The sequence below is a fragment of the Cellulosimicrobium sp. 22598 genome, assembly GCF_052044445.1.
Taxonomy (GTDB): domain Bacteria; phylum Actinomycetota; class Actinomycetes; order Actinomycetales; family Cellulomonadaceae; genus Cellulosimicrobium; species Cellulosimicrobium cellulans_G.
Genome location: NZ_JBQEMZ010000030.1, coordinates 1 through 21,726, shown reverse-complemented (window position 1 = coordinate 21,726; position 21,726 = coordinate 1). Strand labels below are relative to the sequence as shown.

The 21,726-nt window shown below is 74.8% G+C and carries 21 protein-coding genes; 9 read left to right on the top strand and 12 right to left on the bottom strand.

Annotation, left to right across the window (positions count from 1 at the left end; all coding sequences use genetic code 11):
• The first annotated feature begins 157 nt into the window (after positions 1 to 157).
• From ACTJIY_RS20380 to ACTJIY_RS20365, 4 genes are all read left to right on the top strand, one after another.
• Positions 158 to 1,495 (top strand): exonuclease domain-containing protein, encoded by a 1,338-nt coding sequence (locus ACTJIY_RS20380; protein ID WP_440675236.1) that lies wholly within the window; start codon positions 158 to 160, stop codon positions 1,493 to 1,495.
• A complete protein-coding gene (locus ACTJIY_RS20375) occupies positions 1,492 to 2,511 on the top strand; it encodes a hypothetical protein (RefSeq protein ID WP_440675237.1) in 1,020 nt (339 codons plus the stop codon). The genes ACTJIY_RS20380 and ACTJIY_RS20375 overlap by 4 nt, the downstream gene beginning before the upstream one ends.
• Before the next feature lie 153 nt (positions 2,512 to 2,664).
• Positions 2,665 to 4,011: a right-handed parallel beta-helix repeat-containing protein gene (locus ACTJIY_RS20370; protein ID WP_440675238.1), complete on the top strand. Its 1,347-nt coding sequence runs from the start codon at positions 2,665 to 2,667 to the stop codon at positions 4,009 to 4,011.
• Between the two features lie 139 nt (positions 4,012 to 4,150).
• Entirely contained in the window at positions 4,151 to 4,684 is a 534-nt protein-coding gene (locus ACTJIY_RS20365; protein WP_440675239.1) for an Hsp20/alpha crystallin family protein, read from the top strand.
• A 127-nt stretch (positions 4,685 to 4,811) separates the two neighbouring features.
• Here the strand turns inward: ACTJIY_RS20365 and ACTJIY_RS20360 are convergent, their stop codons facing one another.
• Positions 4,812 to 5,291, bottom strand: coding sequence for a heme-degrading domain-containing protein (locus tag ACTJIY_RS20360; RefSeq protein WP_253054368.1), 480 nt, complete (start codon positions 5,289 to 5,291; stop codon positions 4,812 to 4,814).
• Positions 5,292 to 5,317: 26 nt separating this feature from the next.
• Between ACTJIY_RS20360 and ACTJIY_RS20355 the strand changes: the two genes are divergently transcribed.
• Entirely contained in the window at positions 5,318 to 6,694 is a 1,377-nt protein-coding gene (locus ACTJIY_RS20355) for an ADP-ribosylglycohydrolase family protein (protein WP_440675240.1), read from the top strand.
• Positions 6,695 to 6,764: 70 nt separating this feature from the next.
• On the opposite strand, the gene ACTJIY_RS20350 is transcribed toward ACTJIY_RS20355, so the two are convergent.
• The 7 genes from ACTJIY_RS20350 to ACTJIY_RS20320 form a co-directional block, all read right to left on the bottom strand.
• A complete protein-coding gene (locus ACTJIY_RS20350; protein WP_440675241.1) occupies positions 6,765 to 8,915 on the bottom strand; it encodes a fibronectin type III domain-containing protein in 2,151 nt (716 codons plus the stop codon).
• Positions 8,916 to 9,087: 172 nt separating this feature from the next.
• The gene (locus ACTJIY_RS20345; protein WP_253054376.1) at positions 9,088 to 9,423 is read right to left on the bottom strand and encodes a nuclear transport factor 2 family protein; all 336 of its coding nucleotides are present in this window, start codon (positions 9,421 to 9,423) and stop codon (positions 9,088 to 9,090) included.
• Positions 9,424 to 9,442: 19 nt separating this feature from the next.
• Positions 9,443 to 10,315, bottom strand: coding sequence for a PaaX family transcriptional regulator (locus ACTJIY_RS20340; RefSeq protein WP_440675242.1), 873 nt, complete (start codon positions 10,313 to 10,315; stop codon positions 9,443 to 9,445).
• Positions 10,312 to 11,556 carry a kynureninase gene (locus tag ACTJIY_RS20335; RefSeq protein ID WP_440675243.1) on the bottom strand — a complete coding sequence of 415 codons (1,245 nt, stop codon included), beginning with the start codon at positions 11,554 to 11,556 and terminating at the stop codon, positions 10,312 to 10,314. Before ACTJIY_RS20335 ends, ACTJIY_RS20340 begins: the two co-directional genes overlap by 4 nt.
• Complete coding sequence (locus tag ACTJIY_RS20330; RefSeq protein ID WP_440675244.1) at positions 11,553 to 12,713, bottom strand: hypothetical protein; 1,161 nt, start codon at positions 12,711 to 12,713, stop codon at positions 11,553 to 11,555. Before ACTJIY_RS20330 ends, ACTJIY_RS20335 begins: the two co-directional genes overlap by 4 nt.
• On the bottom strand, positions 12,710 to 13,579 hold the full coding sequence (gene kynA / locus ACTJIY_RS20325; RefSeq protein ID WP_440675245.1) for a tryptophan 2,3-dioxygenase: 870 nt from the start codon (positions 13,577 to 13,579) through the stop codon (positions 12,710 to 12,712). Before kynA ends, ACTJIY_RS20330 begins: the two co-directional genes overlap by 4 nt.
• Before the next feature lie 58 nt (positions 13,580 to 13,637).
• Positions 13,638 to 14,327 carry a histidine phosphatase family protein gene (locus ACTJIY_RS20320; RefSeq protein WP_440675246.1) on the bottom strand — a complete coding sequence of 230 codons (690 nt, stop codon included), beginning with the start codon at positions 14,325 to 14,327 and terminating at the stop codon, positions 13,638 to 13,640.
• 97 nt (positions 14,328 to 14,424) lie between these two features.
• On the opposite strand from ACTJIY_RS20320, the gene ACTJIY_RS20315 reads away from it, so the two are divergent.
• Both ACTJIY_RS20315 and ACTJIY_RS20310 read left to right on the top strand, forming a co-directional pair.
• Positions 14,425 to 15,366, top strand: coding sequence for a ribonuclease Z (locus tag ACTJIY_RS20315; protein WP_440675247.1), 942 nt, complete (start codon positions 14,425 to 14,427; stop codon positions 15,364 to 15,366).
• Positions 15,367 to 15,474: 108 nt separating this feature from the next.
• Entirely contained in the window at positions 15,475 to 16,044 is a 570-nt protein-coding gene (locus tag ACTJIY_RS20310) for a dihydrofolate reductase family protein (RefSeq protein ID WP_440675248.1), read from the top strand.
• A 54-nt stretch (positions 16,045 to 16,098) separates the two neighbouring features.
• Here the strand turns inward: ACTJIY_RS20310 and ACTJIY_RS20305 are convergent, their stop codons facing one another.
• The 4 genes from ACTJIY_RS20305 to ACTJIY_RS20290 form a co-directional block, all read right to left on the bottom strand.
• Positions 16,099 to 16,884: a glycerophosphodiester phosphodiesterase gene (locus tag ACTJIY_RS20305; protein WP_440675249.1), complete on the bottom strand. Its 786-nt coding sequence runs from the start codon at positions 16,882 to 16,884 to the stop codon at positions 16,099 to 16,101.
• Entirely contained in the window at positions 16,881 to 18,269 is a 1,389-nt protein-coding gene (locus ACTJIY_RS20300) for an ABC transporter substrate-binding protein (protein ID WP_440675250.1), read from the bottom strand. The genes ACTJIY_RS20305 and ACTJIY_RS20300 overlap by 4 nt, the downstream gene beginning before the upstream one ends.
• Before the next feature lie 153 nt (positions 18,270 to 18,422).
• The gene (locus ACTJIY_RS20295) at positions 18,423 to 19,331 is read right to left on the bottom strand and encodes a carbohydrate ABC transporter permease (RefSeq protein WP_253054400.1); all 909 of its coding nucleotides are present in this window, start codon (positions 19,329 to 19,331) and stop codon (positions 18,423 to 18,425) included.
• Positions 19,328 to 20,227: a carbohydrate ABC transporter permease gene (locus ACTJIY_RS20290; RefSeq protein ID WP_440675253.1), complete on the bottom strand. Its 900-nt coding sequence runs from the start codon at positions 20,225 to 20,227 to the stop codon at positions 19,328 to 19,330. The genes ACTJIY_RS20295 and ACTJIY_RS20290 overlap by 4 nt, the downstream gene beginning before the upstream one ends.
• A gap of 664 nt (positions 20,228 to 20,891) precedes the next feature.
• Here ACTJIY_RS20290 and ACTJIY_RS20285 point away from each other — a divergent pair.
• Together ACTJIY_RS20285 and ACTJIY_RS20280 are read left to right on the top strand one after the other, a co-directional pair.
• Positions 20,892 to 21,467 (top strand): DUF6318 family protein, encoded by a 576-nt coding sequence (locus ACTJIY_RS20285; protein WP_440675251.1) that lies wholly within the window; start codon positions 20,892 to 20,894, stop codon positions 21,465 to 21,467.
• The coding region (locus ACTJIY_RS20280; protein ID WP_440675252.1) for a hypothetical protein at positions 21,464 to 21,726 on the top strand (263 nt) is incomplete at its 3' end. The genes ACTJIY_RS20285 and ACTJIY_RS20280, both read left to right, overlap by 4 nt.

Below are 21,726 nucleotides of genomic sequence, written 5' to 3'. Positions count from 1 at the left end.
CCGGCCGAGTCGCACACGAGACGCGACGCTGCGAGGGCTCGTGTGCTCGCGAGCGTAGGCCCACGGGGCCACGCGCGAAACCCCTGGGCGCGCACGGGTCGGCTGTGGTCGGCCCGGGTGGCGACCAGGCGTGGGCGGCGTCGGGCAGACTGTGCCCGTGCCCGGATTCGCCGTCGTCGACCTCGAGACCACGGGGTTCTCCCCGCGTCTCGGCGACCGGGTCGCCGAGGTCGCGGTGGTGCTGGTCGACGCCGCGGGCCGGGTCGAGGACGAGTGGTCCACCCTGGTCAACCCCGAGCGCAACCTGGGGCCCCAGCACGTGCACGGCATCGCGGCGGCCGACGTCGCCCTCGCCCCGACGTTCGACCGCGTGGCCCCCGCGCTCCTGCGCCTGCTCGCCGGGCGCGTCCTCGTGGCCCACAACGCGGCGTTCGACACACGGTTCCTGCGCGCGGAGATCGGGCGCGCGGGCATCGCGGCCGCGATCGACCCCGTCGCGTGCCTGTGCACGCAGCAGCTCGCGGGCCGGTACCTCACGGGCTCGCGCGCGCTCGCCGCGTGCTGCGCGGCCGTGGGCGTCGTGCACGACGGCGTCCACTCGGCCCTGGGCGACGCGCGCGACACCGCGGGGCTGCTCGGGTACTACCTCGACGTCGCGGCCGACGACGAGTGCTGGGACGTGGCACGCGCCGCGGCCGACGGGGTGCGGTGGTCGCTGCCCGCCTCGCTCCCCGGCGTGGAGCCGGTCCTGCGCGGCGCGAGCCGCGCCCGCGGGCACTGGCTCGCCGGGCTCGACGAGGCACCGAGCACCCGCGCGGGCGACGCGCGCGCCCAGGCCGAGCGCCCGGACGTCGACACCGAGACCTACCTGCGGCTGCTCGACGCCGCGCTCCTCGACCGCTACGTCTCGCACTCGGAGCGTGCGGCGCTCCTCGCCGAGGCGCGGCGGGCCGGGCTGGACCGGGCCGCGGTCGAGGGCCTGCACCGCGACTACCTGACCGCCCTCGCCCGGGCGGAGCTCGACGCCCTCGACGGCGCAACCGCCACGGGCGACCGCGACGACGGCGGCTCCGTCCGCGACGACCCCGCGCTGCACGAGGTCGCCGGCCAGCTCGGCCTCGACGCCGACGACGTCGCGGGAGCCGTCGAGGCGGCGCTCGGGGCGCGCCTCGCGGCCGAGCTCGCCGTCGCGCCACGCCCGGCGTTCGTGCTCGCCGACGGCGACGAGGTCGTGCTCACCGGGTCGATGTCGCGCACGCGCGAGGCCTGGGAGCGCGACGTGCGGGCCGCCGGCCTCTCGCCCTGGCCCTACGTGACGCGCCGGAGCCGGCTCGTCGTCGCCGCCGATCCGGACTCGCTCTCGACGAAGGCCCGCACGGCCCGGCGGTACGGCATCCCCGTCGTCACCGAGGCAGCCCTCGTGGCACTGCTCGCCGCCCGGGGAGGGCCGAGCGGACGCACGTCGGGCGCCGGGGTGCGACGCTGGGCGTCATGAGCCCGCACGCCTCGCCCGGCACCGGCACCCCGGCGGACGCCGGTACCGACGCCGACGCGCTCGTCGACGGGCTCTTCGCGCTGCCGCTCGAGCAGTTCGTCGTCGCCCGCACCGCGGCGGCGAAGGAGATCAAGGCGTCGGGGGACGCCGTGGGTGCGGAGCGCGTGGCGCGGCTCGCGAAGCCGACCGTGGCGGCGTGGGTCGTCAACCAGGTCGCGCGCGAGCGACCCGACGACGTCGCCGCCCTCGTCAGCCTCGGGGACGAGCTCCGCGACGCGACGGCCGACCGCGACCGCACACGCATCCGCACGCTCGACCGGCTGCGGCGAGAGCGCGTGGAGCGCGTCGTGGGCGAGCTGCGCGACGCGGGCGAGGTCGCCGGCCGGGCGGTCTCCGCGACGGCGCTCGACCGGCTCGCGGAGACGCTCACCGCCGCCGTCATGGACCCGGACGCGGGCGCGCTCGTGCGCGCGGGGCGGCTCTCGCAGGCGCTGCAGCACGTCGGGTTCGGGATCGTCGACGAGGGCGGCGAGCCCGCCGACGTCGTCGAGCTGCGGGCGCGAACCGGCGGCACCGCGGGGCCGGGCGGGCCTGGGACCGCGGACCCGGGGACGAGCACGACGCGCGGCGGGCGCGGAGCCCGGTCCGCGCGGGCCGACGCCGGCTCGGCCGACGGGGAGAGCCCCGCGGAGGACGCCGTGGCGGCCGCGGAACGGGAGGTCGAGGAGACGGCCGCCGAGGTCGACCGCATCGAGGCCGAGCGCGACGAGGCGGACACGCGCGTGCGCGCGGCGAGCGACGCCGTCGGGCAGGTCGAGGACGAGCTCGGGCGCGTCGAGGACGAGCTGGCCCGGCTCGCCGACGAGCGCGAGGACCTGCGCGCGCGGCTCGCCGAGGCGCGCGACGCCGTCGCAGCGGCCCAGGAGTCGCTCGACGACGCCGACGCGCGGCTCGACGCCGCCGAGGAGCGCGCCGCGGCCGCCCGCAAGGCCCGGCGCACCGCGCGCCGCGGGTGAGCGGACCCACCGGGTCCCGGCGTCCGACGCGTGCGTGCCGCGCCGACCGACGCGCTACGGAGCGGTAGGGAATCCCCGTACGCCGGTGCGGGAGAACCACACGATCGGCCACCGACCGTTGACCTGCAGCGGGTGCGGCGGCACCGTCGGCCCATGCCCCGCACCGCACGCGGCGACGCCGCCCACTCGCTCCCGGCCCTGCACCCGGCCCCGGCCTCGGCTCCGGCTCCGGCCCGGCCCCGTCGCGGCCTCACGGCGCTCGTCGGGCTGGTCGTCGGAGTCTGCGCCGTGCTCGCCGGGGCGCCTGCCGGCGCGACGAGCGCGGTGGCGAGCGACGCCGTCGTGCACGTCGCCACCGCGAACGAGCTGCGCGCTGCGCTCGGCGCCGCTGCGCCGGGCCAGACGATCGAGCTGGCGGACGGGACGTACGTCGGCAACTTCAAGGTCACGGGCCGGGCGGGGACGGCGAGCGACCCCGTCGTGCTGCGCGGGAGCGCCGCGGCCGTGCTGCGCACGTCGAGCGGGGGCGGCAACGTCCTGCACCTCACCGACGCCGACCACTGGACGGTGCAGGGCATCACCGTCCAGCACGCGCAGAAGGGCATCATGGTCGACTCGTCCGACCACGTGACGATCGACGCCGTCACGGTGCACGACCTCGACATGGAGGGCATCCACTTCCGGTCGTCGAGCTCGTACGGGATCGTGCGCGGGTCGACCATCCACGACACCGGCCAGAACCTGCGCGGCATGGGCGAGGGGGTCTACGTCGGCTCGGCGAACGACTACTCCGACCGGTCGGACCACGTGCAGATCCTCGACAACACCATCGGCCCGCTCGTGCGCGGGGAGAACGTCGACGTCAAGGAGGGGACGACGGGCGGCCGGATCGCGGGCAACACGTTCGTCGGCGACGGGCTCACGGGGGCGAACTACGACGACTCGTGGGTCGACGTGAAGGGCAACGACTACGTCGTCGAGGACAACGTCGGGACGGTCACGACGAAGTCCGGGTTCCAGACGCACCAGCAGTCCCCTGGGTGGGGCTGCGGCACCGTGTTCCGCGGCAACCACGCCGACCTCACGGGCGCGACGGGCAGCGGCCGGTACGCGATCGAGGTGACGGTGCACGACCCCGTGACCTGCCCGGTCACGGTGACGGACGACAACACGGTCGTCGGCGGGGACGGGCTCGTGAACCCCGGCGTCCCCGTGACGGCCACGGGCGGCGGCACCCCGACGCCCGACCCGACGGAGCAGCCCACGCCCGACCCGACCGACGAGCCGGACCCCGACCCGACGGACACCCCGACGCCGGAGCCCGAGCACCCCGCGGCGTGCGACGACCCGTCGCTCGCCGGATGGTCCGCGACGACGGTCTACGTCGGCGGCGACCGGGCGCTGCAGGGCGGGAGCCTGTGGCAGGCGCGGTGGTGGACGCAGGGCGAGACGCCGTCGTCCGCGGCGTGGGGGCCGTGGCAGCACGTCGCGCTCTGCTGACGCCCGCGGGTCGGGCGGAGCGGGTCAGGCGCGGCGTCGTTCGTCGTCCGCGAACGCGGGACTGAGCCGGGCACGCTCAAGGTTGGACAGGTCAGGACGCCACGGGCCGACCGTGGCACGACAGACCTGGAGGACCACCATGATCAGCACCTACACCGTGGCGCCGTTCCGCCCGCTGCCCACCGAGCGCGTCGTGCGCCAGCTCTGGGCGCGGCCCGCGGGTGCGCCCGTCGCGCGGACGGGCTACGCGCCCGCCGCGGACGTCTACCGCGAGGGCGACGACCTCGTCGCCCGCTTCGACCTGCCGGGCGTCGACCCGGAGCGGGACGTGACCGTCGAGCTCGAGGGTCGTCGCCTCGTCGTCCGCGGCGAGCGTCGCGACCAGCGCGTCGTCGAGGCCCCCGCGGCGGAGACGACCGAGGCGGCCGACAGGGAGCAGCCCGAGTCGGGCACGGACGAGACCGGCGCCGACGAGGCGGCCGAGGTCGCCCCGGCCGGCCGCCGCGTCCGCGAGGTGCGGTTCGGCGCGTTCCGCCGCACCGTCACCCTGCCGAAGACCGCGGACGCCGACGCCGTCCGGGCGTCCTACGACGCGGGCGTGCTCACCGTGACGGTCGCCGGCGTGTTCGCCGGCCGCGCTCCCCAGCGCATCGAGGTCACGCGCGCGGCCTGACGCCGCACCGCCGGCGCGGCGGACGACGTCGCGCCGGCGCTCCGACCCCGGTCGCGCCCGCCCCTGCGCGCCCGGACCACGGACGGGGCCGGCACCTTCGGGTGCCGGCCCCGTCCGTCTGCCCGGCTCAGCCGAGGAACGACCGCAGGGCCTCGGTGACCAGCGCGTGGTCGTCGCCCTGGGCGAGCCCGGACACGGTCACGACCCCGACGATCCCGACGCCCTCGACACGCACCGGGAACGCTCCGCCGTGGGCGGCGTACTCCTGCAGCGGGAGCTGGTGCTGGTCGGCGAACGTCGTCCCCTTCGCGCGGGCGCGCAGGCCCACGAGGTACGACGACGCCCCGAACCGCTCGACGACCCGCACCTTGCGCTCGACCCAGGAGTCGTTGTCCGGGGTCGTGCCCTCGCGCGCCGCGTGGAACACCTGCTGCGGTCCCTTGCGGACGTCGATCGTCACGGGCAGGTCGCGCTCGTCGGCGAGCTCGACGAGCAGGCAGCCGAGACGCCAGGCGTCGTCGTGCGTGAAGGTGCGGAGCACGAGGTCGCGCTCGTCCGCCTCGACGGAGGCGATCAGGGCGGCGAGGTCGTCGGGCGTCGTCGTCATGCCGCTCATCGTGGCACGATCACGCCGTGACGACGACGCCGCCCCCGCCCGCCCGCGAACCCCTCGACCCGCTCGGCTTCTCCCTCCTCGACCGCGCGTCGGGCGTGCTGCTCGCCCAGGCGGCGGGCGACGCGCTCGGGGTCCCGTACGAGTTCGCGCAGCCGCCCGGCCCGGGCCAGCCAGAGTCGGTCGCGGTCATGCGCGGTGGCGGTCTCGGCCCGTACGCGCCGGGCGAGTGGAGCGACGACACGCAGATGTCGGTGTGCGTCGCGCGGGTCACGGCCGCCCGCGACGTGCTCTCCCCCGTCCCGGACGCGTTCGGCGCGACCCCGCTCGACGAGGTCGCCGCCGCGTTCGAGGCGTGGCGGACCGGGGGCGCGACCGACGTCGGGACGCAGACCGCCGCCGTGCTGCGCGACGCCGCCGCCCGCCGGGGACCCGCCGCGAGGCGCCTGCGCGAGGCGTCGGCCGCGCTGCACGCGGCGACCGGACGCACGGCCGGGAACGGCGCGCTCATGCGCACGGGCGTCGTCGGGCTGGTGGCCCTGGACGACCGGGACGCGACCGCCCGCGCGGCGCGGGCCGTCGCGGAGATCACGCACACCGACCCGCTCGCTGCCGAGTCGTGCGTGCTCTGGTCGGAGGCGGTGCGGGTCGCGGTGACCGAGCAGCGGCTCGACGTGCGCGCGGGGCTGGACCTCCTCGACCCGGACGCCGCGGCGCGCTGGTCGGCGTGGATCGCTGACGCCGAGCGCGCGCGGCCCACGGCCGACCTGCGGCAGAACGGCTTCACCGTCACCGCGCTCCAGGCGGCGTGGCACGCCATCGCGACGACCTCCGCGCCGCAGGGCTCGACGTTCGCCCACCGCGACCACCTCGTGGCCGCGCTCCAGGCCGCCGTCTCGATCGGCGGCGACACGGACACGGTCGCGGCCATCGCCGGCGCCCTGCTCGGTGCGTGCTACGGAGCCCGGGCCGTGCCGTACGAGTGGGCGACCGCCGTCCACGGCTGGCCCGGGATCGCCGGGCGCCAGCTCACCGCGCTCGCTCGGCACACCGCGCAGGCCGGCCTCGTCCGTTCGGGCGCGCTCGAGCCGACCGGCGCCGAGCCGGTGCGCACGCAGTTCTGCCCGCTGTGCGGGACGCTCGTCCGCTGGAACCCCCGCTACCCGCGGCACGTGTGCACGTGGTGCGAGCGTGACGTCACCGACGAGGCCGGGCGCGCGGTCTCGCTGTCCAACGTGGACTTCGGCGGCGGCTACCAGGCGCACTACCTCGACCGCTCCCCCGCCTCCGACGCGGTCCGGGACGGCCGCGTCTGGATCGGCGGCGTCGAGCACCGGGCACGCGAAGCCCGCTTCGGCGGCATCGTCGTCGAGCCGCTCGACGAGCCGTCGACCTGACACGCCGAACCCGGGGTCGCTCCCCAGCGCGAGCGTGCGCTGGGGAACGACCCCGGGTTCGGCGGCGGGCTCAGCCGCAGGTGACCGACTGGTAGGCGGCTTCCTGGACCGTGGGGGCAGCGTCGTCGGGTCGGGTACCCGTCACCGTGACGGAGCCCGCGTCGGCCGCGACCGACCGCGTCGAGAACGACTGGTACGCGGCCTTGCCGGGCGCGACCGCCGCGAACGTGCGCGTGCCGAACGGCGTCGTGAGCGTGACGTCGGCGGGCACGTCGCCGGTGTTCGTCGCGCGGACCGCGACGTACGCCGTGCCGGCGAGGCAGCGCGCGCTGGTCTCGACGTCGAGGGCGGGGCCCGCCGCGTCCTCACGCTGGAGCGTCACCCGGTCCACGACGCGCTGCGACCCGGTCGCGTAGGTGGTGACGGTCAGCGACGTGGGCGTGACGTCGAGGTCGGAGTAGCTGGCCTCGCGCGACTGCTCCCAGCGCGCCGTCCACGGCTTGGCGCCGTCGAAGTCGTAGAACTTGGAGCCCGACGACGAGTTGCCCGTGAGGTAGAGGACCTGGTCCTCGTCCGGGGTGAGCACGTCACCCTCGGCCGGCGCCTCGGCCGGGACGACGGGCGTCGCGCCCTCCATGAGGTACGAGCGCGTGTAGATGTGGTCGTGGCCCGCGAGGACGAGGTCGACGCCCAGGTCGCTGAAGACGGGCGACAGCGCCTCGCGCATGCGGACCACGTCCGTGTCGCGCGAGTGGAACGCCTGGCTGTACAGCGAGTGGTGGAACGTCACGACGACCCAGTCGTACGCGTCGCCGTGCGTGCCGATCACGTCGCGCAGGAACGCCTCGTGGCCGGCGATCTCGGCCGGGTCGGAGTCGTTCGAGTCGATCGCCACGACGAGCACGTTGTTGTACGCGTACCAGTAGTCCCGGCGCTGCTCGGTCGACAGGTTCGGCATCGCGTAGTGCTGGTCGTAGAGCGCGGACGCGGTGTCGTGGTTGCCGTCCTGGACGGCGAAGCGCAGCTCGCGCATCTGGCGCGGCGCGAGGAACCCGGCGTACTGCGCGGTGCTCCCCGCGTTCTCCACCTGGTCGCCCGCGGAGATGAGGAACGCGGTGTCCGGGTGGCGCGCGGTCATCGTGTCGAGGTTGGCGGCCCACCGCGTGGCGTCGTTCGTCGCGTTGCCGCTCGCGCCGATCTGCGCGTCGCCGATGAACAGCGCGCTGAACTCGTCGCCGAACGTGCCCGTGGTGAACGTCGTCGGCGTGGACCAGCCGGTGCTCGCGCTGCCGACGCGGTACGCGTAGGCCGAGTCCTCCTCGAGCCCGGTGATCGTCGCGTGGTGGTACGTCGCGCCGTCCGCGGCCGTGCCGTCCCGGGACGACGACGTCGCGGCCGCCTGCCAGTCGACCTCGCCGCCCGCCTCGTCGGCACGGGTCCACTGCACCTCGCCCGCGCCGGCCAGGGTCGAGAACCACGCGACGTTGGCCTGCGTCTCGTCCGCGCCGACGTTGAGCGCGACGTCGCGCACCTCGCCGTGCGTCGGGACGAGCGAGCGGACGTCGAGGTAGATGTCCGAGCTGGTCGGCGCGTCCTGGTAGAGCGCGACGGAGATCGTGTTCTCGCCGGGCTCGAACGCGTCGGCCGGCACGACGAACGTGCCCGTCACCGGGTCCGTGCGCCCGTTGCCGTGGTACTGCAGGTTCTCCGTGATCTCGCGGCCGTCGTCGCCCAGGCGCACGACCTCCTCGCCGTTCACGTAGACGATCACCGCGTCGTCGTAGACGATCTCGCCCTCGAACGCCGGGACGCCGTCGAGGTCCTCCGCGGTGAGCTCCACGTCGGTGCGGAAGAAGAACGTGGGCACGTCCGTCGTCGTGCCCTCGATGTACTGGGTGAGGAGCGTCGTGATCGGGAACGCGTCCCCGATGCCCGTCGCGGCGCCGCGCTTGGCGCCGAACGCGCCGGTCGCGGACTTCCACGCGGAGTCGTCGAACGCGGTGGTCGTCCACACGCGCTGGTCCGCGGCGGTGCCGGCCGGGTTCGTGTTGTCGTCGAGGTAGCGCCAGGTCGTGCCGGACGTCGAGAGCAGGGACTCGTCGGCGGCGGCCGTCGAGGTCGCGGTCGCGGCGACGAGCACCGTCCCCACCAGGGAGACGGCGAGCGCCGACGCCGCCGCGCGCGTCAGCGCGCCGGGCAGCCGGGAGGCGTGCGGGTTCATGGGTTCCTTCGCAGGTCAGGGGTCCGCGCGGCGACGACCGTCGGACCACCGTGGCGGCGCCGGACCCGTGGTGGGAAGCGCTGTCACGCTAGAGGCCCGGGATGGCGGGCACCCGTCGCCCCGGTGAACGCACGAGGACCGACCGGCGAACACGGCGCGCGCGGTCGACTCGTCAGGAGATGACGAGGCTCGCGATCAGGCCCTCGCGCAGGAGGATCGTGAACGTCGCGGGCCCGTTGTACCCGTCGCCGGAGACCGTGAGGTCCAGCAGCACCTCGTCGGGCGTGGCACCGTCGCGCAGCCCGGTCACGTCGAAGCGCGACCTCTTGCCGATGTTGTCCGTGCGGTCCCAGCTCGCGAGCTCGTCGTGCCCGCGGAACTGGCGTCCCCAGTCGTCGAGGAAGCCGTCGTCCGTGAACGCCGTGAGGAACCGGGCGGCGTCGCCCGCGTTCGTCGCGTCCACGAGCGTGCGCAGGGCGGGCGGGAGGTCGGGCGTCGTGTCGCTCATGCCACCCACTGTGCCCCGATCATCTCCCGACGACGACCCGGACGTGGTCCGCCGCGGCCGCGGCGAGGTCCGCGCGGAGCCGGTCGAACAGCGCGACGCTCGCCGCGCCGGGCCAGTCCGCGGGCAGCGCCGAGAGCGGCAGGCCCGGGTCGGCGTACGGGACGGGTCGCCAGTCGTCGACCGCGCGCACCCACCGGGCGAACGCCACGCGGGGCGAGGCGTCCCCACCGCCCGGCCGGACGCCGTCGGGCCGGGCGCCGTCGGGCCGGGCGGCCCCGGGCCGCGAGCCGCCGTGCCGGGCGAGGAAGCCGCGGTGCAGCGCGGCGACCCGGTCGAGGTCCCACCACCGCGCGGCGGCGTCGGCGAACGACCCGGCGACGCGGGGCGGCCCGGCCACGAAGACCGTCGCGGCCTCGCGCACGCCCAGCCCGACGAGGATCTCCTCGACCTCGTCCACGAGGTGCCCCGGCGCGATCCACAGGCCGTCCGCGACGGTGCCGGCACCGATCCACGCGAGGTGCCGCCGGAGCTGGTGCCGCACGGCACGCCGCTCCTCCGGCAGCGAGAACGACACGAGGCACCACGGGTCGTCGTCGCCCTGCTGCCGGTAGGCGAAGATCCGCCGGTCGCCCCGCTCCAGCATCCGCGCGGCGTCGGGCGCGAGCGAGTAGCCGGCCCGGCCGCCGACGGTCTCCGGGACGAGCAGCCCCTTCGCCTTCGCTCGCGAGACCGCGCCGCGTGCGCCGACGGGCGGGACGTCGAGCGCCCCCAGCAGCTCGACCAGGTCGGCGACGGCGACCGCCCCGCCGAGGTCGCGCAGGTACAGCCCGACGACGGTGCGCAGCAGCGACGTCGTGCTCCCCGGGCGGGAGTCGACGTCGTCGAGGATCACGCGGCCCCGTCCGCGAGGACCTCCACCAGGGCGTCCCGCACCGCCTCGATGCCGACGCGCACCTCGTCGAAGCTCGTGGAGAGCGGGGACAGGCCGAGGCGCAGGCCGTCCGGACGACGGAAGTCGGGGATGACGCCGCGCTCCCACAGCAGCGGGAGCGTCGCCTCGAACGCGTCGTGGTCGACGGTGACGTGGCTCCCCCGGCGCTCGGGGTCGCGCGGCGACGCGTACCGGGCACCGAGCGGGAGCAGCAGGTCGTCCACGAGGGCCGTCGCGTGCGCGGTGAGCGCGACCGACTTCGCGCGCACCGCCGCGATCCCCGCCGCGTCCACCAGGTCCAGCATGTCCTGCATCGCGAGCATCCCGACGATCGCGGGCGTCCCCGAGAGGAAGCGCCGGACGCCGTCGTGCGGGGCGTACGCCGGGCCCATCTCGAACGGCGCGGCGCTGCCCATCCACCCCTGGATCGGCTGGGTCAGGGCGCCCTGGAGGTCGGCGCGGACGTAGCCGAACGCAGGCGCGCCCGGGCCACCGTTCAGGTACTTGTAGGTGCAGCCCGCCGCGAGGTCGACGCCCCACGCGTCGAGCTCGACCGGCAGCGCGCCGACCGAGTGGCACAGGTCCCACAGCACGAGCGCGCCGGCGTCGTGCGCGAGCGCGGTGATCGCGGCCGCGTCGCTCACGTACCCCGACCGGTACGCCACGTGGCTGAGCAGCACGAGCGCGGTGCGGTCGGAGAGGGCCCCCGCGACCTGCTCCGGGGTCACGCCGGCGTCGTGGTCGGGCGCGATCCACCGCAGCGTCGCGCCGTGCTCGCGCGCGACGCCCTCCAGCACGTAGCGGTCGGTCGGGAAGTTCCCGGCGTCGAGCACGATCTCGTCGCGCCCCGCGACCTGTGGTGCCGAGAGCGCGGCCCGGACGAGCTTGTAGAGGATCACCGTCGTCGAGTCACCGACGAACGTCTGGCCCGGCACCGCGCCGAGCGCGACCGCGCCGATCCGGTCGCCGAGCGTGAGCGGGAGGTCGTACCACTCCTCGTCCCAGCCGCGGATGAGCCGCGAGCCCCAGCGCTCGGTCGCGAAGCGGGCCAGCCGCTCGGCGGACGCGCGCGTCGGCCGTCCGAGCGAGTTCCCGTCGAGGTAGGCCGTCACCTCGTCGGAGCCGACGAACGCGTCGCGGAACCGCGCGAGCGGGTCGGCGGCGTCGAGCGCGGCGGAGCGCGCGGCGTGGTCCTCGGTCATGGTCGTCCTTCCGGCGGGGCGGGGTCGTCGGCGGGGTCGCTCGCGGTGTCGCGGGCGAGGTCAGGGGTGGGGTCGCGCTCGACGACGACGGCGCGCGCGAGCCACGCGGCGACGGCGTCCGCGTCGTCGGCGTCGGGCGGGTCGCCGGGGACCCAGGTCGCGAGCGATGCGTCCGCGCTCGAGTGCTGCGACCCGGGACGCAGCGCTCGGCCGGGAACGCCACGCCGGGCGGTGGCGTCGCGCGTGAGGGCCGCGACCAGCGCGTGCGCGTCGAGACCCGCCGCCGCGAGCGCCCGCAGCTCGCGCGCGTCGACGCCGGTCGGCAGCGGCCCGTTGCCGAGGTCGGTGCCGTAGACGACGGTGCCTCCGAGCGCGACGAAGCGCCGCACGTTGTCGATCGCGACATCCTGCCCCGCCGTCGGACTCCCCCAGCCATGAGTGTCGAGGGTGCTCACCCAGCTCACAAGACTCCCCACACCTCCGCCGAACACGACATGAGGGTCGTTATCCGGGCCATTCCGACCTTCAGGTCGTGTTCGACCGCGGGCAGGGTCGTGCTCGGCGGCCGGGCGTGAGCGAGACCGCGTCTGGGAGCGAGCGCGCGGGCGGGCCATCGCGCGCAGCAGGTCGTCGGGCAGGCGCTCGCTGAACGGGGCGTGCGCGAGCCTGTCCACCCCCGCCTCGAACGCGCGGGCTGCCATGCCCCGCCCCTCCACGTGCGCGACGACGTCCCGGCCCCGCGCGTGGGCGTGCCCGACGAGCGCGGCGAGGGTGGCGTCGTCGGGCACCGGACCGGCGTCGGAGTGCAGGGCGACCTTGACGAACGACGCGCCCGCGGCGACCTGGCGGTCGACCGCGGCCACAGCCGCGTCGGGCGAACCGACCTCCTCGACCGACCCCGGCGGCGCCCACGACCGGTCCGACGGGTAGCCGCCGGGTGCGGTGAGGAACGCGCCCGCGAACGCGACGACCGGGAAGCCGGGGCGCCCGGGCCACGTGCGCGCGACGTCGGGCACCCACCCGAGGTCGTGCACGACGGCGATCCCGCCGCGCCGCACCGCGACGGGGTCGACGAGGCCGAGGTGCACGTGCGCGTCGACGAGCGGCGGGAGCCAGGTGCCGCCGTCGCCGGGCCGGCCGAGGTGCCTCCCGTTCACGACCGCCCGATCTCCGTGCGCACCGCGAACAGCTCGGGGAAGAACGTGAGGTCGAGCGCCTTCTGCAAGAACCCGACGCCGCTCGACCCGCCCGTGCCGCGCTTGGTCCCGATGATGCGCAGCACCGTCTTCATGTGCCGGAACCGCCAGAGCTGGAAGTTGTCCTCGAGGTCGACGAGCTCCTCGCACGTCTCGTACGCCGACCAGTGCGCCTCCGGGTCGTCGTAGATGCGGCGGAAGACCTCGACGAGGTCGTCGTCGAGGGTGTGCGCGACGGTGACGTCGCGGTCCAGGACGCGCTGCGGGACGTCGTGGCCGTGGCGCGCGAGGTGGCGCAGGAACTCGTCGTAGACGCTCGGCTCGGCGAGCAGTCGGGCGAGCTCCGCCTGGGCGTCGGGTTCGGCGTCGAACACCGCGAGCATGCGCGCGTTCTTGTTGCCGAGCAGGAACTCGACGGCGCGGTACTGCCACGACTGGAAGCCCGACGCGTGGCCGAGGAATCCGCGGAACTGCGCGTACTCGCTCGGGGTGAGCGTCGCGAGCACGGACCACTGCTCGGTGAGCGTGCGCTGCACGTGCTTGACGCGCGCGATGCGCTTGAGCGCGGCGCCCAGCTCGTCGGCGGCGAGCAGGTCGCGCGCGGAGAGCAGCTCGTGGAGCACGAGCTTGAGCCAGAGCTCCGTCGTCTGGTGCTGGACGATGAACAGCATCTCGTCGTGGTGCTCGGGGTCGCTGACCGGCTCCTGCGCCGCGAGCAGCGTGTCGAGGTGCAGGTACGACCCGTACGTCATCTGCTCGCGCAGGTCCGTGACGATGTCGGACTCGAGCGCGCGCTCGTTCGGCGCGGGCAGCGGTTCGTCGACCATCCGTCGAGCGTATGTCGCGAACGTGACGCGCGCCAGGGTTTCGCCATAGACCCCGCGGTCAGTCCTCCGCCGCGGCGCGACGCTCCTCCTCGGCGACGGACTCGCCCGTCGGGTCCTCGGCCACGAGGTCGTCCAGCGCCGCGCCGCCCAGCGGGCCGTCGCTCAGGCCCGCGAGCCGCCAGCCCGACGACGGGTCGCCCTCGACCTCGACCAGCCCGGTGTTGGCGAGCGGGGTCCGGGCGAGCAGGTCGAGGTCGACCCCCGCGACGCGCGCGCACGCCCACGCGCGGATCGCCGCGCCGTGCGAGACGACGACGGCGGTGCGCCACCCCGTGCGCGCGACGCTCGCGACGGCGTCGTCGTAGCGGGCGAGGAACTCGGCACCGTCGGGCCCGCCGGGCATGCGACGGCCGGGCTCGCCGCGGCCCCACGCGAACACGGTCTCGAGGTAGGTCGCGTGGTCGTCGTGCGCGGCCGACATCTCCAGGTCGCCCGCGTCCACCTCGCGGAACCCGTCGAGCTCCAGCAGGTCGAACCGGTGCCGCTCGGCCAGCGGTGCGGCGGTCAGGTGCGTGCGCACGAGGGTCGAGACCGCGACGCCGTCGACGACGCGGTCCGCGAGCGCCTCCGGGATCGCGGCTGCCTGGCGCGTGCCGAGCGCGGTGAGACCGGGGCCGGGCAGCGCGGTGTCGAGGAGGCCGGCGACGTTGGACGGGGTCTGTCCGTGACGGACGAGGAGCAGGCGCATGGTTCTCCAGGTTCTCCGGGTTCTCCGGTTCTCGGCAGGGCCTCCTGCCACCCTACGAGCCGCGCCACGACCCGCCGCGTCGTGGCACGCTGGGGCCATGTCCCGCCGCGAGCTCGTCGTCCTCGGGACCGCCAGCATGGTCCCGACCCGCACGCGCAACCACAACGGCTACGTGCTGTTCTGGGACGACGAGGCGATCCTCTTCGACCCCGGCGAGGGCACGCAGCGGCAGATGTCGTTCGCGGGTGTGTCCGCGACCGACCTCACGCGCATCGCGATCACGCACCTGCACGGCGACCACTCCCTCGGCCTCGCGGGCGTCTCCCAGCGCATCAGCGGCGACGGCGTGCGGCACACGATCGGGGTGACCTATCCGGCGTCGGGCCAGCGGTGGGTGGACCACCTGCTCGACGCGAGCGCCCACTTCCGCCGCGGCCACCTGGAGCTGCAGCCGCTGACGACGGACGGCGTCGTCCCGCCCGTGACCGGCCGCCCCGAGCCGGGGTTCACGCTGCGCGCGGAACGCCTCGACCACACCCTGGAGGCGATGGGCTACCGCCTCGACGAGCCCGACGGCCGGTCGCTCGACCCCGCGCTCCTCGTGGACCGCGGCCTGGCGGGCCCGGTGGTGGGCGAGCTGCGCCGGACCGGGGCGGTCGTCGCACCCGACGGGCGGACCGTCACCCTCGACGAGGTGAGCGCGCCGCGCCCCGGGCAGTCGTTCGCGTTCGTCATGGACACGCGCCTGTGCGACGCCGTGCACCGCCTCGCGGACGGCGTCGACCTGCTCGTCATCGAGTCGACGTTCCTCGACCGCGACCGCGACCAGGCCGAGCGGTGGGGCCACCTCACCGCTCGGCAGGCGGCGACCGTCGCGGCCGAGGCGGGCGTGCGCTCGCTCGTGCTCACGCACTTCTCGCAGCGCTACCCCGACCCGACGGAGTTCTGGCGCGAGGCGCGCGAGGTGTTCGACGGCGAGCTCACGGTCGCGCAGGACCTCGACCGCGTGCGGGTCCCCCACCGCCGCCGACCCGGCTGACGGTCGTCGACGCCGCCGGTCGCCGATGAGAAACGGTGCGGGCGGCCGTCTCACCACGGACGGGTGAACACGGGGGCGCCTCGCTGCGCGCCACGGGAGAGGACCGAGATGAGACCGCTGCGCTACTCGATCAACGTCACGCTCGACGGCTGCTGCCACCACGAGGCGGGCCTGCCGCCGGACGAGGAGTCGATGCGCCACTGGACCGCCGAGATGGAGCGCGCCGACGCCCTCCTGTTCGGCCGGGTGACCTACCAGATGATGGAGTCGGCCTGGCGGCGCCCGGCCACGGGCACGTGGCCCGACTGGATGGACGAGTGGGAGGTCCCGTTCGCCGAGGCGATCGACGGGGCGCGCAAGCACGTCGTGTCGAGCACGCTGAGCGCGCCCGACTGGAACGCCGAGCTGCTGCGGGGCGACCTGGGGCCCGCGGTCGAGCGGCTCAAGCAGGAGCCGGGCGAGGGCCTGTGGGTGGGGGGCGTGACGCTCCCCCTCGCGCTGGCCGACCTGGGGCTGATCGACGAGTACGAGTTCGTCGTGCAGCCGGTCCTCGCCGGCCACGGGCCGACGCTGCTCGCCGGTCTCCGTGAGCGCATCCGGCTCGAGCTCGTGGACCGCCGCGAGTTCCGCTCGGGCGCGGTGGCGCTGCGCTACCGGCCCGCGACCCCGGAGCGGTGAGCCGGAGCCGTCCCGCTCCGCCCCACCCGCACCCGGGGTCCGTCCTCGGGCTTCCTAGACGACGCGCGCCGAGAGCCAGCCCGCGAGGCGGTCGGGACGGTCGGTGATGATCGCGTCCACGCCGAGCTCGACCGCGGCGGCCCAGTGCTCCGGCTCGTTGAGCGTCCAGACCGCGACGTCGAGACCGGCGTCGTGCAGGCGCTGCACGAGCCCCGGGTCTTCCAGGACGAGCAGCCCCAGGGGGTTGCACGCCACGACGTCGAGCTCGGCGCACCGCGCGAGCACGTCGTCGTCGAGCGACGCGCCGAGCAGCCCGCGGCGCAGGCCGGGGTCGGCCTCGCGCAGCGCCGCGACCGTCTCGGGCCAGAAGCTCTGCGCCACGACCCGGTCGGCGATGCCCGCGAAGCGGATCGGCCCCGTGACGCGCCGCACCTGCTCGGGGGTCCACGACCCCTTGAGCTCGAGCAGCAGGTCGGTGCCCGGCCGCCGCACGAGGAGGTCGACGACCTCGGCGAACGTCGGCACGCGCTGGCCGCCGAACGCCGGGGAGAACCACGACCCGGCGTCGAGCGCCCGGATCGCCGCACGGTCGAGCCGCGCGACCGTGCCGCTGCCGGACGTCGTCGCGTCCACGGTGTCGTCGTGGATGACGACGGGCTCGCCGTCGGCCGTGAGCTGCACGTCGATCTCGATGCTGTGCGCGCCCGCCCGCCACGCCGCCTCGAACGCGGCGAGCGTGTTCTGCGGCGCGACGGAGCTGTTGCCGCGGTGCGCGATGACGCGCGGGCGCGCGGTCCGTTCCGGCACCGCGCCCGTGGGCGCGAGGGCGGTCGCCGTCACAGGTACGGCTCCACGTTCTCGGTGTACGCCGTCTCGATGCGCGGGGCGACCGACTCGAACGCGGCCGCCGGGTCGGCGCCCTCGATGACGATCTGCTCGATCGCCTCGTTGAGGAGCGCGTCGGCGCCCGGGATGAAGACGCGCGCGTCGTCCTGCGGGCGCGCCTTGTCGGCGAGCTGGTCGACGGCGGTGCGGAACTGCGGCGTCGCCTCGTAGACGGCCTTCATCGCGTCGGACTCGACGGCCGACGTGCGCACCGGCATGTACCCCGTGTTCTGCGAGAAGTACGCCGTGTTCTCGGTGTTCGTGAGGAACGCGAGGAACATCGCCGCGGCGAGCTGCTGCTCGGGCGACCTCGACGACGGGATCGCGAGGCCGGTGCCGCCCGTCGGGGTGCCGCCGCCGTCGGGGCCGTCGGGCAGGTACGCCGTGCCGACCTCGAACGACGCCGCGTCGAGCGCGCCCTTGAGCGAACCCGTCGAGCCGATGGTCGAGGCGATGAGGCCCGACGAGAAGTCGACCATCGCGTCGTCCGCGGAGAGCGTCGCGACCCCCTTCTCGTGGAAGAGGTCGTGCAGGAACTGGCCGCCCGCGATCGACTCCTCCGAGTCGAGCGTGAGGTCGAACCCGTCGGAGTACGCGCCGCCCTGGCCCCAGATCATGTTCTCGAACCACCACGCGCCCCACGACGGCCCGGTGGACAGGCCGAACGTCGAGCCGCCGGCCGGGACGAGCGGCTTGAGCGACGCGTCCCACTCCTCCAGCTCGGCCCACGTCTCGGGGCCGCGGTCGGGCAGGCCGGCCGCCGTCCACAGGTCCTTGTTGTAGTAGAAGAGCGGCGTCGAGCGCGCGTACGGGACGGCCCAGTGCTGGTCGTCGTACGCGTAGTCCGCGTAGAGCGCGGGCTGGAAGTCGTCCGCGTCGGCCTCGACGAACTCGAGCACGTCGTCGAGCGGCATGATCTGGTCGTTGAGGTGGTACCGGAACCACCAGACGTCGGACGCGATGACGAGGTCGGGGAGCTCGTCGGTCTGCGACGCAGCCTGGAAGCGCTGGGCCACCTCGTCGTAGTTGGCGCCGGCCGTGACGAGGTTGACCGTGATGCCGGACTCCTCCTCGAACCGGTCGATGAGCTCCTGCTCGATCTCCTGCGACGTGCCGGGGTGGTTGCTCCACCAGGTGATCTCGGACGCCGGCTCGACGGCGGACCAGTCAACGGCCTCGGCCGTCGCCTCGTCGCCCGCGGTGCCGGCGCCGTCGGCCCCGGCCACGCTCGGGCCGGCGCACGCGGTGAGCGCGAGGGCGGTGACCGCCGTGAGGGCGGTGGCGGCGGCGCGGGCCCGACGGCGGCGCGCGGGCCGGCCGGGTGCGGTGCGGTGGGACACAGGTGCTCCTTCAGGTCGTGCACCGGGTCTCGGTGCGCTTCGGGGAACCCGGACCGCTGCGGGCGGACCGGGGAGCTCGGTGGTGGTGGGCGGGCGCGCGGGTGCGCGGCCCGCCCGGCTGGGCGCCGTCGTCGGGCGCGACGGCGGGGCGGGTCAGCCGGTGACGGCGCCGGCCGTGAGGCCCGCGACGAGACGGCGCTGGAGGACGAGGAAGACGACGAGGATCGGCAGCGTCACGACGACCGTCGCGGCGAGCAGCACGCCCCAGTTCGTCATGCCGTCGGTGTTCTGCAGCAGCGTCAGGCCGACGGGGAGGGTCATCTTGTCGGGGCGGTCGATGACGAGGAACGGCCACAGGTAGTCGTTCCACTCCGTCACGACGGACACGAGCGCGACCGCCGCGAGCGTCGGCGTGCTCATCGGCACGACGAACCGCCAGAGCTTGCGCCAGTGCCCCGCGCCGTCGAGCTCGGCGGCCTCGAGGATCGAGCGCGGCAGCGTGAGGAAGTGCTGCCGGAACAGGAACGTCCCGAACGCGCTCGCCAGGCCCGGCACGAGGATGCCCTGGTAGGTGTTGAGCCACCCGAGGCTCGCGACCAACGTGTAGTTGGGGATGATCGTGATCTGCGGCGGGATCATGAGCGTCGCGATGACGAGCCCGAACACGACCTTCTTGAACGGGAAGTCGAGGAACACGAGCGCGTACGCGCACGTGAGGCCCAGCGCGACCTTGAGCCCCGCGCCCACGACCGTGATCCCGACGCTGTTGGCGAGCAGCCGTCCGAGCGGGATCGAGTCCGCGGCCTGCGCGTAGTTGTCGAGGTTCACGCTGCCCGGGAGCCACTGCAGCGGGACGGTGTACAGCTCGGCGGGCGTCTTCATGCTCGCGAGCACCATCCACACCAGGGGCGCGCCGAGCACGACCGTCGCGAGGACCAGGGCGAGGTACCCGCCGGGCTGGAGGCCCCGGCGTCGGGCCCTGGGGGTGCGAGGAGCACGCGGCGCGAGCGCGGCCGGCGTGGCGGGCGCCGTCTCGGGACGGGCGGGCGCGACGGCGCTCATGCGTAGTGGACCTTCCGCTGGACGAACCGCATCTGCACCGCGGTCACCGCGAGCAGCACGAGGAACAGGACCGTGGCGACCGCCGACGCGTACCCGGCGCGCCCGTTGACGAAGCTCTCCTCGTAGATCGAGTACATGAGGGTCGTCGTCGAGCCGAGCGGACCGCCCTGCGTCATCGCCTTGATGATGTCGAAGGACTGGAGCGACGCGAGGAGCATCGTCACGACGAGGAAGAACGTCGTCGGGGTGAGCAGCGGCAGGACGATCGAGCGCAGCGTCCGCGCGGACGATGCGCCGTCGAGCGCGGCCGCGTCCTTCAGGTCCTGCGGGACGGACTGGAGGCCCGCCAGGTAGATGAGCGCGACGTACCCGAGGTTCTTCCACAGGTACACCACGACGATCATCACGAGCGGCCACGGGCGCTGCGTGTACCACTGGGGCGACGCGACGCCGACCCAGCCGAGCAGCTCCTGGACCAACCCGTAGCGCGGGTCGAACATGAACAGCCACAGGATCCCGACCGCGAAGCCCGACAGCACGTACGGCGCGAACGCGACCGTCCGGGCGACCCCCCGGCCTCGGAGGCGGCGGTTCAGCAGCAGCGCCAGGCCCAGGCCGAGGACCATCGCGCCGCCGACCGTCGCGAGCGTGAAGACGAGCGTCGTCGTGACGATGCGGCCCGTCGTCGGGGCGGTGAACCACTCGACGTAGTTGCCCAGCCCGACCGGCCGCGCGACCGGCGACCCGAGGTTCCACTGCAGCGTCGAGAGGTAGAAGCTCTGCAGCAGCGGCCGGTAGACGAACACCAGCAGCAGCACGAGGTTCGGGCCCGCGAGCAGCACCGCCCACAGCAGGTTCCGTCGACGCCGGCGCGCGCCCAGGCGGCTGCGGTGCAGCGCCTGCGCCTCGCGGTCGGCGGGGTCGGACGGCGAGCGTCCGGCTGAGTCGGACGGCGTGCGTCCGGCTGAGTTGGACGGCGAGCGTCCGGCGGAGTCGGACGGCGTGCGTCCGGCGGGGTCGGACGGCGTGCGGCCGGCGGGCGCGTCGGTGCCGGTCGGCCGGGTGGCGGGGTCGCCGGGCGTGATGGCGCCCGCGGTGGTGTCTGCCGCTGGGGCCGACGACGAGGCGCGGGGCGTGCCGGAGGAACCCGGGGAGTCCGGGGTGAGGACGGTGGTCACAGCAAGGATCCGCTCGGACGAGGGACGTGGTCGTGGCCGACGCAGCACCCGTCCCGCGGGTGGGCGGCCACGGCGAGCATAGGAAGCCGTCGCGCCGGTTTGGTCCCGAAATGTCTGGTGACGGAACGAGGCTTCGGCCAACGTTCACCGCCTCGTGCCCGGGGTGCCACCTGCACCTGTGGAGCCGCAACGTCGCGGACACCTGCCAGGCCGTCGTCCACAGGGCGGGACGCTCGGTTCCGTCGGCGGTGCGGTTTCGCTAGGTTGCTGGGCAGTCCGCGCGCCCCGTCGGTGTGGCGTGCGGGGTGGTTCGCATCGATCTGCAGGGGGTCTCGTGCGTCGTTCTCGTGTGCTGTCCCGTGCCCGACGGCGGTCGCTCGTCGTGGGTGTCGTCGTCGCGGTGGGGTGCGTGGTCGCCGGGTGCACCGGTGGTGGCGGCCCTGGTCAGTCACCGTCCGTCGACGAGCCGGCCGTGCCGTCGCCGTCGGAGTCGCCGGAGCCGTCGCCTGCCGAGACCGGGCCGGTGAAGCCGGAGCGTCCCGCGGCGATGGACCGCGACGACGCGGAGGGTGCCGCCGCGGCGGCGGAGTACTTCCTCGAGCTCTACCCGTATGTGATGGCGACGGGCGACACGGCCGAGTGGGACGCGATGACGTGGACTGAGACCTGCGGCTTCTGCTCCAGCGTGAGTGAGGATGCACGCTCGATCACCCAGGACGGGCACACGTTCGCCGGCGGTGCGGTTATCACAGAGCTCGAGAAGTCGTGGCCCTTGGATGAGCTCATCGGCGGATACCCGGTCGACCTCAACGCGACGATGGAGGAGGGCCAGATTGTTGACGCTGGCGGAACCGTCGTGAGGACGATAGACGGCTTCACGGGTGTGATGGAGCTCGGTCTTCTTCACGACCAATCAGGCTGGAATGTCCTCGCTGTCTCCGTGAAGGGGCAGTCATGATCCGGGCGCTCCTCGCGGGCGCATCCGCGGCGCTCTTCGCTTCCCCGATGGCGACTGGCTGGTCCGACATCGCGGACCAGGACCGAGTCGTCGTTCGCTACGAGACCGAGGTCCCGAATGGCGGGGCGGAGTACGTGCCGGCGGCGGCGGACGGTGGTCCGGCGTCGGAGGCGTACCGGCGCGGGCCGGCGTATCGGTGCTACGACGGTGACCATGCCACGACGCTGCCCGGGCTGGTGCCGGTGTGCCCGGACGGGCA